Annotated in this window: 13 protein-coding genes and 1 tRNA gene; 11 read left to right on the top strand and 3 right to left on the bottom strand. The window is 39.8% G+C overall.

Annotated elements, in window-relative coordinates; translation table 11 throughout:
- Positions 1–915, bottom strand: coding sequence for a zinc dependent phospholipase C family protein (locus LY624_RS09895; RefSeq protein WP_130150116.1), 915 nt, complete (start codon positions 913–915; stop codon positions 1–3).
- Between the two features lie 854 nt (positions 916–1,769).
- On the opposite strand from LY624_RS09895, the gene LY624_RS09890 reads away from it, so the two are divergent.
- From LY624_RS09890 to LY624_RS09875, 4 genes are all read left to right on the top strand, one after another.
- The gene (locus LY624_RS09890) at positions 1,770–2,150 is read left to right on the top strand and encodes a hypothetical protein (protein ID WP_130150114.1); all 381 of its coding nucleotides are present in this window, start codon (positions 1,770–1,772) and stop codon (positions 2,148–2,150) included.
- Between the two features lie 473 nt (positions 2,151–2,623).
- Entirely contained in the window at positions 2,624–2,905 is a 282-nt protein-coding gene (locus LY624_RS09885) for a hypothetical protein (RefSeq protein ID WP_130150113.1), read from the top strand.
- 50 nt (positions 2,906–2,955) lie between these two features.
- Positions 2,956–3,402: a hypothetical protein gene (locus tag LY624_RS09880; RefSeq protein ID WP_130150112.1), complete on the top strand. Its 447-nt coding sequence runs from the start codon at positions 2,956–2,958 to the stop codon at positions 3,400–3,402.
- 96 nt (positions 3,403–3,498) lie between these two features.
- Positions 3,499–4,209 (top strand): polysaccharide deacetylase family protein, encoded by a 711-nt coding sequence (locus tag LY624_RS09875; protein ID WP_341802877.1) that lies wholly within the window; start codon positions 3,499–3,501, stop codon positions 4,207–4,209.
- A 421-nt stretch (positions 4,210–4,630) separates the two neighbouring features.
- Here the strand turns inward: LY624_RS09875 and LY624_RS09870 are convergent.
- Both LY624_RS09870 and LY624_RS09865 read right to left on the bottom strand, forming a co-directional pair.
- Positions 4,631–4,707: transfer RNA gene (locus LY624_RS09870), tRNA-Pro, on the bottom strand.
- Positions 4,708–4,821: 114 nt separating this feature from the next.
- On the bottom strand, positions 4,822–5,439 hold the full coding sequence (locus LY624_RS09865) for an arylesterase (protein WP_130150110.1): 618 nt from the start codon (positions 5,437–5,439) through the stop codon (positions 4,822–4,824).
- On the opposite strand from LY624_RS09865, the gene LY624_RS09860 reads away from it, so the two are divergent.
- From LY624_RS09860 to tolR, 7 genes are all read left to right on the top strand, one after another.
- Positions 5,440–6,159, top strand: a complete 720-nt coding sequence (locus tag LY624_RS09860; RefSeq protein WP_130150109.1) for an ABC transporter ATP-binding protein — start codon at positions 5,440–5,442, stop codon at positions 6,157–6,159.
- Positions 6,149–8,650 (top strand): ABC transporter permease, encoded by a 2,502-nt coding sequence (locus LY624_RS09855; RefSeq protein ID WP_130150108.1) that lies wholly within the window; start codon positions 6,149–6,151, stop codon positions 8,648–8,650. The genes LY624_RS09860 and LY624_RS09855 overlap by 11 nt, the downstream gene beginning before the upstream one ends.
- Positions 8,651–8,785: 135 nt before the next feature.
- Positions 8,786–9,310, top strand: coding sequence for a crossover junction endodeoxyribonuclease RuvC (gene ruvC, locus LY624_RS09850; RefSeq protein ID WP_062569308.1), 525 nt, complete (start codon positions 8,786–8,788; stop codon positions 9,308–9,310).
- 1 nt (position 9,311) lies between these two features.
- Positions 9,312–9,932 carry a Holliday junction branch migration protein RuvA gene (ruvA, locus tag LY624_RS09845; RefSeq protein WP_130150107.1) on the top strand — a complete coding sequence of 207 codons (621 nt, stop codon included), beginning with the start codon at positions 9,312–9,314 and terminating at the stop codon, positions 9,930–9,932.
- Positions 9,933–9,939: 7 nt separating this feature from the next.
- Positions 9,940–10,944 (top strand): Holliday junction branch migration DNA helicase RuvB, encoded by a 1,005-nt coding sequence (ruvB, locus tag LY624_RS09840; RefSeq protein WP_130150106.1) that lies wholly within the window; start codon positions 9,940–9,942, stop codon positions 10,942–10,944.
- A 1,057-nt stretch (positions 10,945–12,001) separates the two neighbouring features.
- Positions 12,002–12,706 carry a protein TolQ gene (gene tolQ, locus LY624_RS09835; protein WP_062569305.1) on the top strand — a complete coding sequence of 235 codons (705 nt, stop codon included), beginning with the start codon at positions 12,002–12,004 and terminating at the stop codon, positions 12,704–12,706.
- Positions 12,693–13,118 (top strand): protein TolR, encoded by a 426-nt coding sequence (tolR, locus tag LY624_RS09830; RefSeq protein WP_054553013.1) that lies wholly within the window; start codon positions 12,693–12,695, stop codon positions 13,116–13,118. Before tolQ ends, tolR begins: the two co-directional genes overlap by 14 nt.

Here is a 13,118-nt window from a genome sequence, read left to right as displayed (position 1 = left end):
TTAAATATTCCACGCTGTTAAGTGTCCGTGTTCATCTTTACCCGTATCCAAATTCCAGTTGCAAAGTTGAGTGCATTCTTCATCATTAAAAATATCGTTAGCGATGATGGATATAAAGTATTTAATATTTTTAACGGCTAAATCAAACACGTCATTATAGTGCATTGGACCATTAGGGGTTGCGAGGTCTTCTATAAAGCTACTGTCAACTTCATCCTCACGAGGGTAAAGAAGGCCGTTGTCAGCGGCAACATGCCTAGCCCAAGGAAACAGTCTGTATCCTTCCTCTGCGTTATTTACTACTAATTGAAAACCACCATGCCATGCATCAAAGTTGGGTTCTGTTACTTGGGCATATTCAGTGTGTGTACTAGTTAATATGTACTGCCAAATTTGCTTTATATCATCATCAAGACAATTCTCTTGATTGGTGCATGAGCCAATATTTAACTCAACGCGGTCGGCAAAGCCAATTTCGCCTAGATTTAATCGCGACCAAATAAACGAATCTTGATTCATCTCACATTGTCTGTGTTCAGCCTGATTATGCTCGTACGGTCCTACTTTAAGCTCGACCACAGGGTGTATCGTTATATCAGCAGCAACATGCGACATATAGCCACACAGCCATGCAAAGCATTTTTCTTTCGCCCGTCCCTCAAGGTTTTTACAATACTTTATGGCTTCCTTAATAACATCACCTGTGTTTTGATAATGCATTAAATCAGCCCACTTGTTTTGTGCTGCATTACCTAAGGCAAGATAAGGATAATCAGGAGACACGCAACCAAGCTCAATATACTTTTGATTCGTACTTAAAATTAACTTGGCTTGATTTGGAATGCTCATCCTTGAAAGAGCATTGTTATCAGTTGCTAAATTAGCCGCCGTAATATGTGCGAATGCACCAGGCATGAGTAAATCCTTCTACTTAATTATTATATTTACAACTTATAGGAGTATAATAATTAGTCAAGCTGCGAGGAGGGTTGTTTTATAATTTGGTGATTTTATAGGTGAAGTGCAGAGTCGTCTGTATTCTTGGTTGTCTTCTATTAACTGAACTTGGGGTGTAACTCGTTCTGCCAAAAACAAGTTAATTTAAATGCTCTAAAGGTCTGCTTTGAGGAAATGGCGAACATTTTCTTTTGATATAGTTTTTATATTCAGAATTTACAACTTTCCCCTATATTCAGAAAAATGAGCAATTTGCGCATGACCACTTTACCAATTTTAAAATACCTTGTTAACTAGCAAAAGGTTAGCTAATTTGGTAAAAACGTAGCAATAAGAAAAGTGAGCAGTTGTGTGGTAGAAATATACGCGATTTGCGCACTATTAAATTGTTATGTGCTTAGCTGTGAAAATGGAGTTTTGAATGCTAAGAAAAATAAAGGTTATTAGTCTAATCGCTCTTATATGTTTACTAGTTATGTTCACGTTTGCGGCATATAGAATGGAAACATGCGGTTATGATTGTGGACTATTTTCTGTTTCATCTGGCACAGCAACCGTCTTTTATTACCTAGCATCTCTATGGTTAGGCCTGCTTGCTCTAATCGTGTTATTAGCATCAACTTTTTATTCTATATTTAAAACTCGCTTTAAGGGGTAAAGACAGTTGGAACAAGGCAGTTTTGTAATCGCACATAACAAACAAATTATGGCACTCGCTGTCGCTCGCTGGGACGCAAACATGTGCGCGGCTTCGCCATTTTTGCACACATGTCTGCGCCCCATATTTGGAAGTTATGTGCCTAAGGAAAGTCATGCTAAAACTGTTAAACCAAAATGTTGAACCTGAGTTAAAAGCATACTGTCAAAAATGGCTTTGCTACCTGTCGCAGGATAGTTTTGAACAAGCACTTAGTTTGGTAACTGTACCTAATAATTACGGTGCACGCTGGGGTGAAAAAGAAATAAGAGAAGCTGTTTTTGATTATTACGGTAACGAATCAGAATTTAAAATCGAGAATACTGATATAGCTTTTTGTACACCAGAATTCCTGCAATGTAATGACGGTAGTTACCTTTTTGGTTTCTATTTCCCTGTGAATGGTGAAATCACAGATTTAACCGTAGAGTTCGAGTTTTCTCGGGTCAAAAATAATCAGTTTAGTGCCACTATAAATGATATTCACGTTTTGTAGTACAAGGCACATAACAATCGAATTAAGGGTGGACGCAAAAAGCTTGGCTGCGCTCATTCTTCGCTAATTTCAGCCAAGCTTAATCCGCCTATTATGCGGGCGTTATGTTCACAGGTGAAATCAGTTGAAATGCCCTAAATGCAATTCCGATGTTATTCCTAGAGAAGAGCGAGTTGCACCTCAATATACAAAAAGGCTTTGCCCTGTTTGTGGTTACGAGTTTTTCTTTCGGTTTAATAAATGGCAACTGATGTTGGTCTACTCTGTAGTCGCTTTAATGCTAATTGATTTTTTCTTTAGTTAAGTTTAAAACATTTATCATATTGAAATATGACTAAACAAACACTTACTTTAAAAGTTAAAAGTGAACATAACAAAGTTGTAAACTCGGACAAAAAACAGTTGGCTTTGTTCGTGGCTCACAAAATTTTAGCCAACTGTTTTTAGTCGGTTACAGCGGCGTTAGGTGTTTCATGAGTATTGTCGTTATCTATGGATTTGAGGGGATATTCACAGGAAAAGCAGAACACGATTATTCTTTTCCTGAAATTGGCCAAAAGCATCGCTGTATGTTGTTTCAACTGCAAGATGATAACGAATTAGACTTCGAAGCTGCTTCGCTAGAAACAGTTAGATTTGGCTTCGAAAAGCCATCCAATTTAAGAGGGAATCCTCTTAAATTAGAAGTGTTGAATACTGATTCATTCAAAGGTTTTGCTGGCTTTTATCACGAAGCAATAGAATCAGGAAGTTAACTTGTGGTGTATCCAAACACCTAACAAGCGCATGAATGGATGTCTAAAGCTTGGCTGACGCTCGTTCCTCGCTAATTTTAGCCAAGCATTATCTGCATTTTATGTGGGCGTTAAATGCTATGAAATATCTCATTCTAATCTTATTGGCCAGCTCAAGTTTATGCTGGGCAAAGCGTCCAGGGTCGGAACGTGTATTCCCTGTAGAGTATGAGGGAGTTAAGTATGAGGCTGTGCCTTGGGCTCTTGAAAATGGAACAACGCAGAATGGTGGTTTTGTTCGGGCGGTTGAGGTGGAAAGCGGTGAGGTAATTTGGGCCAAGCAGATCTACAAGACTAAATACAAAAGAGGTTTGGAAAGAGATGTTCAAGATGTCTTTATTGTTAAGTTAGAAGTGGAGTCTACTACAGGTATTATCAAAATAGAAAATGAGGTCGGTATGCAATACAGAGTAAAGTTATCTAATGGTAGCGAAGTCAAGCAAATTGAAGGCATTTAACAAGTATAGTCTTGCAATATTTTTTTCCATTTCGCCTTCGGCTACATTCCAAAAATACGCTAGCTATAGGCGTTATGTAAATAAGGATGAAAACCATTGAAAAGAGTATACCTGCCGATATTGATTCTTTCTGCAGTAATCATCTTTGGAGCCTGGAATATAAGTAAATCAAGGACTTTTCAGGTGTTTGGAGAGATAGTCGCAAAGGCCGAAACAAATGAAAAGATTATCGCATTGACATTTGATGATGGTCCTTGGGGGGCGAAATATACCACTCAAGTGTTGAATATCCTTGAAGAGCATGATGTGAAAGGTACGTTCTTCCTCAATGGGTCGGGAATTCAACAAAACAAGCAGCCGGCTATAGATCTGGTTAACGCAGGTCATCAGATAGGGAATCATTCGTACAGCCATAAAAGAATGATGTTAATGGGGCTTGATGAAGTGAGGGAAGAAATCGACTCCACCACAGCTTTAATCCGCCAGATTGGATTTAAGGGTGAGATATACTTTAGGCCTCCATATGGTAAAAAGCTTTTTGTTCTGCCTTATTATTTGAAGTCGGAAGGAGTAAAAACAATCACATGGAATGTTGAGCCTGAAATCTATCCTGAAATTTCGAGAAGTTCTGCGTCTATCGCAGAGTATGTTGTTAAATCTTCTACTCCAGGTTCAATTATTCTTTTACACGTTTTGGGATCTAAAAATAAAGAATCGCGAGACGCTATAGGGCCAATAATTAAGGGGCTGAGAGCAAAAGGCTACAAATTTGTTACGGTCTCACAGTTGTTAGGGAAAAATGCATAATCAACACAAGCAGCCGACTCGCTTCGCTCCTGACTGTTGCAGGCGTTACCGAATAAATACTTTATTTGTCGAAAAATGCTCTGAAGTGGTCGTCTGCTCCTCGCTCAAATCTAGCTGTTAGGCAAAATTCCAATCTCATTGTTAAAAGCATAAGGTTGTATATGAGCTGCCACAATCCATTGCATGTCTCTTGCAAATTATTTATCCGAGAAGCTTTTATGAAATTATATTTAAAGGGGCAAATATGCCATTAGCTGTCTTCCTATATATCACCCAATCAACACCTAACCTAAAAATGAGAAAATACATTTAGATAAGTATGGTGCGATAAATGTGCGATATAAGTAAAAGAATGCAGAGTTAAGGTGCGATAAAGTAAATAGCTAAGTTAATTAACTATATTGAATAGAGTGTAGAAAAATGGTCGGCATAGCAGGATTTGAACCTGCGACCCCTGACACCCCATGACAGTGCGCTACCAAGCTGCGCTATATGCCGACGTTGCGAGCTATAGTACGGCTTTTTTTATAAAAATCAATACACCTTAGGTTTGTTTGCCTGTTTATTGTTCATTATTACACGTGGTTTATATGAGGGGGCATTGGCTAGAGGTTAATCTAGCCATTGGTTGATCTCTTTATACATTATATCGCGTATAAGGGGTTGAGCTTCAGCGTTAGGGTGCAGGTTGTCATTTTGCATGAGCTCAGGGCGAGCAGCTATTTCAAGCATGAAAAATGGTAACAACTCAGAGTTCGTTTCATCTGCAATAGTTTCAAAGCTGCCAGTAAATAGTTTGGTATAACGTGGCCCATAATTGGGTGGAATATGCACTTCCATAATGGCTGTATTAGCTCCCGCTTGTTGGCTTTTGCTGATTAAATCGCGTAAGTTAGCTTGTAAGCGCTTGACTGGAAAACCACGCAGTCCGTCATTTCCGCCAAGCTCAATAAGTACATGGGTGGGTTCGAACTCGTCGAGTAGGGCATCGAGTCGTCTAAGAGCGCCACCTGTGGTTTCACCACTAATACTGGCGTTTACAAGATACACAGATTGATCTTTTTCATCGTATTTATCTTGTAACAATTTAACCCAGCCTTGCTCTTGTTTAAGGCCATATGCGGCGCTTAAACTGTCACCTAAAATTAAAATTGTGTTGTCAGCTGCTGCCGTAAGTGGTTTGATTACTAACAGTAAAACGAATATAAAACGTAGGATTGGATACATCATATGTCAGCGCTTTCTCAATTAAACATTATTCAAGTTAAAGGACTTTCTAAAACGGTCACCACGGTTGAAGGCGACCTAACCATCCTCAGTGACATCAGCTTTAATGTCAAGTCAGGTAACTCAGTTGCAGTGGTGGGTACGTCAGGTTCGGGTAAGTCAACATTACTAAGCTTACTTGCAGGGCTTGATCAGTCAACGGAGGGGAGTATCCACCTTGATGGCTTAGCGCTACATGAATTAGATGAAGAAGCCCGTGCGGCATTACGGGCAGAAAAAGTGGGCTTTGTATTTCAGTCATTCATGTTAGTACAAAGCTTAACTGCGCTTGAAAATGTTATGTTACCTGCCGAGCTTGCGGGTAGCTCAAATGCAAAAGAGCAAGCGCTTGCGCTACTTGAAAAAGTGGGGCTGAGCCATCGAGTGGGGCATTACCCATCACAATTATCTGGTGGTGAGCAACAACGTGTAGCTATTGCGCGTGCGTTTATCGGAACGCCTAAAATTTTGTTTGCTGATGAGCCATCAGCCAATCTTGATAGTAAAAATGGTAAGTTAATCGAATCGCTTTTATTTGAGTTAAATAAAGAACATGGAACAACGTTAATTCTGGTTACACACGATGAGCAGTTAGCTGAAAAGTGCCAACAAATTTTACACATTGAAGCGGGAGAATTGGTAACAGTAAAAGAGTCAGAGGGAGTGCAAGCGAATGTGGGCTAAACTAGCACTTAAACTGTTTTCACGTGAATTTAAACGCGGTGAATTAACGGTCATTAGTGCAGCTATTGCCTTGGCCGTACTGACCGTTTTAACGCTTTCTATGGTTACCGACCGCATAGGACAGAGTATTGCACAAAAAAGCAGTGCTTTTATCGCGGCAGATCGCGTCCTTGCCAGTAATCATGAATTACCTGTTGAGTTTTTAGAAAAAGCGCAAGCAGAAAACCTGCGCACCGCGAAAATCACTTATTTTGATACCATGCTGTTTGCTAATGATGAAATGCAATTAGGCTCAGTTAAGGCTGTATCAAACAGCTATCCCCTTAAAGGGCAGCTCAAAGTAAAAACTAGCTTGTTAGGAGAGGCATTTATTACCGATAAAGTACCAAATCGCGGTGAGGTTTGGCTTAGCGAGTCGGTATTTTATGCATTAAACATACAGGTTGGCGACAAGGTCGAGCTAGGTGCGGCTACTTTTGTGGCAAGCCATGTAGTAGCTGAAGAGCCAGATGCGCCATTTAATGTCTTTTCTAGTAGTCAGCGTATTTTAATTAATCAGCAAGATATTGCCAGCACTCAAGTTATTCAACCTGGGAGTCGTGTTTTTTATCGCCAGCTTTATGCCGGTGATGAAGATAGCATAAATACGTTCTATGATTGGTTAAAACCACAAATGAAAGAAAACCAGCAATGGTATGGGGTTAAAGATAGACAATCGCCCATTGCGAATAGCCTAAACCGTGCTGAGAGCTTTTTATTATTAGCCGGTTTACTAGGGATTATATTAGCGGCGGTGGCTATTGCTGTATCTGCAAAACGCTATTGCGAGCGTCAATATGACCCTGTGGCGATGATGAAAACGTTGGGGGGCAGTCGTGCCACAATCCGTAAAATTTACTTGCTACATTTGAGCTTAGTCTGCTTTATGTCTGTGGTTGTTGGGCTGGTTGTTGGTTTTGCGCTGCAAAGTATTGCCAGTGATTATTTAGCACAGTCGATGGGCACAGCACTACCTGCTTCAAGTATGAAACCTTGGTTGATTGCTATTGGTACAGGGGTTATTTGCGCGGTAATGTTCTCGATTAAGCCCTTGCTAGATTTGTTTGATATTCCGCCACTTCGCGTACTACGCCGTAATTTGGGGGATCGTTTGCTTGTCAGCAAGGTTCACTTGGCAATGTCGGCATTAACTGTGTTTTTATTAATGTGGTTATTTAGTAATAATATTAAGATCACAGCTATCTTATTTATCTCGACAACGGTACTGATTGCGCTTTTATTTGGTTTATCCAAACTCATTTTTGGTGGCGGTCGTAAACTAGGGCTAAGCCCCGGTAATAGTTGGTCGCTTGCGATTGCTTCAATTCAAAAACGTGCTAATGTTAATGCAGTACAGCTGATAAGTTTTGCCCTTGCTATTAAGTTATTGCTGTTTTTAATTGTGCTTAAAAATGACATGATTTCAGATTGGCAGTCGCAGCTTCCGGTCGATGCGCCAAACTCGTTTTTAGTGAATATAACAGAGCAAGAGCTTGAACCCATTACCTCTTTTTTAGCAGAGCGCGATATGCCCACCTCTGATTTTTACCCGATAGTACGCGGTCGTGTTAATGCAGTGAATGGTGAGCTAGTTGCACGTGAAGTATCACAGCAAGATAACGAGAAAAAAGATGAAGAGGCACGCTCAGGTATCGGCCGTGAATTAAACCTTACTTGGCGAGAAGACTTACCTGCTCAAAATGAGTTAATAGAGGGTCAGTGGTTTACACAAAGCTCAGTCGCAGAGGCCTCGGTTGAGGAGTCTATGCTTGAACGCCTTGATGTAAAACTAGGTGATACATTAACGTTTTTGATTGGTGCGCAATCGTTCGATGCAAAAATTACCAGTGTACGCAAAGTTAACTGGACCACATTAAAACCAAACTTCTTTATTATTTTAAGCCCAGATGTACTTGAGAGCTTTCCGGCAACGTATATTTCGTCGGTGAGTGTTAAAGAACATCAAAAGCGTGAATTTAATGAGCTGATGCGCCAATATCCAACGGTTAATGTGATTGATGTAGAAAGCTTTATTAAACAGATCCGTTCAACCATAGAGCAGGTATCTCTTGCGATTGGTTTTGTATTGTCTATTGTGGTGGTGTGTGGTGCTTTAGTACTTATATCTCAGGTGCAAGCGAGCTTGGGTGAACGAATGCAAGAAATTGTTATATTAAGAACACTGGGTGCAAAAGGGCGGCTTATTAAAAATGCCACCTTGTATGAGTTTTTATTACTAGGCTTAACCGCGGGTGGGGTAGCTGCTGTTGTGAGTGATATTGCTTTATTAATAGTACAACAGCAAATGTTTGACCTTGCCGGTAAATTACACCCTCATATTTGGTTAATTGGCCCTGTTGTTGGTGGTGTCTTTGTAGCTAGTTTAGGCTATTTGATGGTTGCGCGAACAATGCGTAAAAATACGCAAGGGTTACTGCGTGCACTAGGGTGATATAAAGCCCAATAATGTTTATAAAATGCCCGTGTATACGGGCTTTTTTATGTTTTGCAATTGGTTACTGGTAATTTATACAGTGCTCTGGCATTATTAAGGCTATTGAATAAAGAAAATAAATGGGTCAGTTAGTTGGCAATTATTTTAGGAATTGATCCTGGTTCACGTTTAACAGGTTATGGCGTAATAGCACACCAAGGCGCTAAATTTACTTATTTAGGGAGTGGTTGTATTAAGCTAGCTGAACATGATTTTCCTGTGCGATTAAAAATGATTTATCAAGGGATCAGTCAGTTAGTTGAGCAATTTTCGCCCGATAGTTTTGCTATCGAAAAAGTATTTATGGCTCACAATCCAGATTCAGCTCTTAAATTAGGCCAAGCTCGTGGTGCGGCTATTGTTGGTGCATCTATGGCTGAACTTCCTGTATTTGAATATTCGGCACGACAAATAAAGCAAGCGGTGGTTGGCAATGGTGGTGCCGACAAATCACAAGTACAGCACATGGTTAAAAATATTTTAAAATTACCAGGCACACCACAAGCCGATGCGGCTGATGCATTGGCTATTGCTATTTGTCATGCTCACTCAGAACAAAATTTAATAAAACTTGCGGGCAGTGCGAGCAAGACCGTAAGAGGACGATTAAGGAAGTAATATGATAGGCCGATTGAATGGTTTGCTAGTTGAAAAGCAGCCGCCTGAAATTTTAATTGAAGTAAGCGGCGTAGGTTACGAAGTACAGATGCCGATGACCTGCTTTTATGACCTCCCTGCGGTTGGTGAGCAAGCTATTATATACACTCACTTTGTGGTGCGTGAAGATGCGCAGTTGTTATTTGGTTTCAATAACAAAACAGAGCGTGCGTTATTTCGAGAGCTTCTAAAAGCCAATGGTGTGGGTCCAAAGTTGGGTCTTGCTATTTTGTCGGGTATGTCTGCACAGCAGTTTGTGACATGTGTAAATAACGAAGATGCAACAACGCTTGTTAAACTCCCTGGTGTGGGTAAAAAAACAGCAGAGCGTTTAGTGCTTGAAATGAAAGATAGGCTAAAAGATTGGGGTAATGACTTATTCACGCCATTTAGCGATAATGCCATTATTGAGCCTACAAGTAATGATACGCTTGTAGCCAACAACGCAGCAGATGATGCTGTGTCAGCACTTATTGCCCTTGGTTATAAACTGCCACAAGCGCAAAAAGCAGTAAAAGCGGTAAATAAACCAGATATGACGACTGAGGTTCTTATAAAAGAAGCTCTAAAATCGATGTTGTGAGTAAACCATGATTGAAGCAGATCGCTTAATAGATGCCAGTGAGCAAAGTAATGAAGACAGTGTTGATCGAGCCATACGACCAAAACTATTAAACGATTACACAGGTCAGCCACATGTTAAGCAACAAATGGAAATTTTCATCGAAGCTGCTCGTCATCGTGGTGAAGCGCTCGATCATTTATTGATTTTTGGCCCGCCAGGTCTTGGTAAAACCACACTTGCAAATATTGTTGCCAACGAATTGAACGTTAATATTAAAACGACTTCTGGTCCTGTGCTTGAAAAAGCAGGTGATTTAGCTGCATTGTTAACGAACCTTGAAGAAGGTGACGTACTCTTTATTGACGAAATACATCGTTTAAGCCCACAAGTCGAAGAAATCCTTTATCCTGCGATGGAAGATTATCAACTCGATATTATGATTGGGGAAGGTCCAGCAGCACGTTCAATCAAACTCGACTTGCCGCCATTTACTTTAATTGGTGCAACAACACGTGCAGGGTCTTTAACGTCACCACTTCGAGACCGTTTCGGTATTGTGCAGCGTTTAGAGTTTTATTCAGTTGAAGATTTATCAAAAATTGTAGCGCGTTCAGCACAATTTTTAGATTTAACCATGTGCGATGAAGGCGCAGCTGAAATCGCTAAACGTTCACGTGGTACACCACGTATTGCAAATAGGTTGTTACGTCGTGTACGAGATTACACTCAAGTGAAATCTGACGGCAAGGTTAACGCCAATGTGGCAGAACAAGCGCTCGATATGATTGATGTAGATAAAAGCGGGTTTGATTATATGGACCGTAAATACTTGCTTGCTATTATCGAAAAATTTATGGGTGGCCCAGTTGGGCTTGATAATTTAGCGGCGGCCATTGGCGAAGAAAAAGAAACCATAGAAGATGTGATTGAGCCGTTTCTAATTCAGCAAGGTTTTATACAACGTACTCCTCGTGGAAGATTGGTGTCCGATATAGCCTATCTTCATTTTGGACTGACCCCAGACAAATAAAAACTCAGCCTCGCATATGCGGGGTTTTTTAATCTTGAAACAAATCTAAAAGGGGCAGTGAACATTATACCAATCCGCAATAATACTTAATCATTTTGAGGGATTAAACCTGTCGCTACCGGCGTTAAAAATTTCTAATTTAGAACAACTAAAGAACGAAATTTTTGCCTTGCGATCAACGAGGTTTTATTGCCTCAAAATAGACCACTTAATTAAGCGAATTGGTATTAGCCCTCTATATTGCTAACGCAAATTATTTTAGATGGAGAATCTAACAAGCATCATACCTTCCTGCTATTTAATTCACATACAGTTAAGCTAATTTTCGGTAATGTCTTTTCGTTTTGTGTAGGCAAAAAAAAGCCCGCATAATGATGCGGGCAAACAACAAGTTGAAGGAAGTAATTCAGGGAACTACAGCCAGCTTAAAAAGGTTTTATCCAAGTTAAGCTAACTAGGCAATACGAAATAATCATATTGCAAAAAACGGAGCTTAATGAAAGAAGCTTTCAAAGGTTGTTAGCTCGGTATGTGGGTATAATACGTAACAGTGAGTTTTTCTTCAAACTAGAAAAATTTTATTTTCAGATAAAAAAAACTAATAGCAGCATTATTTTCTATTGTTTTCTTTTTGTTCGCTTGTTCATTGTTGGTTTTGTAAGTTTATGAATAAAAAGATTTTTATAATTAACGCTCATTTTGTTCAGGATTAGTTTAAGTATTCTGTGCTAGCTTGGTGAATAGTGTTTTGGGTGTTTATGCGCATTATGTGAATAAACGCCGTGTTTTACCAAGTTTAGCTATATTTTTAAGCACCGTGTAGATGCATTTTAGTTTTAAAAGGGAAGCCCTGCTTTTGGAGTCGTGAACAAAATGGTTAAAAAATAACTAAAGCATTTGCTTTTCACCGTTATTTGTAGCTATTTCACAGCAAGGGCGTTGTCAGTTCATAACTGACTAGATACACTAGATGTAACTTTTGACCATTATGATGGTCAACTAACACAAGTGTAATAAGTATAACAAATTATATAGAAATCTATTTTAGGAGTTTAACGTGGGATCAGGGCTTAATTTTTTAGATCTTATTCTAGAAGCCAGTGTACTTGTCCAATTAGTTATGTTGGCATTAGTCGGTATGTCGGTCATGTCATGGGCAATTATTTTTCAACGTAAAAAAGCGATTTCTGATGCACAAAATGGTGCTAAGCGTTTTGAGCAAAAATTTTGGTCTGGCGTTGACTTAAGTAAACTATATAACGAAGTTTCAGCAAGACCAGGCGGCACAACCGGCGTTGAATCATTATTTGTTGCTGGCTTTAAAGAATTTGCACGCCATAAAAAAACAACATTCCAAAGTGCTGGCATCGTTATGGAAGGTACGCATCGTTCTATGCGTGTCGCTTTATCTCGTGAAATAGAAAAATTAGAATCAAGCCTATCGTTTTTAGCAACGGTGGGTTCTATTAGTCCATACATTGGTCTGTTTGGTACTGTATGGGGTATTATGAATGCATTTATTGCATTAGGCGAAGTTAAGCAAGCTACGTTACAAATGGTTGCACCTGGTATCGCAGAAGCACTGATTGCAACGGCAATGGGTTTATTTGCGGCAATCCCAGCGGTTATCGCTTATAACCGTTTTGCAAATAAAGTTGAAAAGCTTGAGGGTAATTACATTAACTTCATGGAAGAGTTTGCCAATATTTTACACCGCCAAGCAGCTGCGCAAATAGAGGCTAAAGCGAATGTATCAGCGTAAAAAACGTCGCCCAGTAGGTGAGATAAACGTAGTACCTTACATTGACGTGATGTTAGTACTGCTTATTATATTCATGGCAACTGCGCCGCTTATTACTCATGGCGTGAAAGTTGATTTGCCGAAAATGGAAGAGTCTGATCTTGTTGATACAAAAGACACTCCGCCTATCATTGCGTCAATTGACGCTGAAGGTAAGTATTATGTAAGTATCGGCACAGATCCAGAAGCTCCTATGGAAGCGTTGGATGTTGCAGCAGTAATTAAATTACAACTGCAAAAAAATCCTGATACGCCAGTGATGATAAAAGGTTCAGGCCGTGTTTCTTACCAAGAAGTATTGCTGCTTATGGACTTTTTGAAAAACGCCGGTGTGCCGTCAGTGGGTTTAATGACTGAATCGTTTGAGGGTTAG

Source organism: Pseudoalteromonas sp. N1230-9 (genome assembly GCF_032716425.1).
In the GTDB taxonomy this organism is placed as follows: Bacteria; Pseudomonadota; Gammaproteobacteria; order Enterobacterales; family Alteromonadaceae; genus Pseudoalteromonas.
Note: the sequence above shows the minus strand (reverse complement) of the source record. Positions and strands in the feature narration are given on the sequence as shown.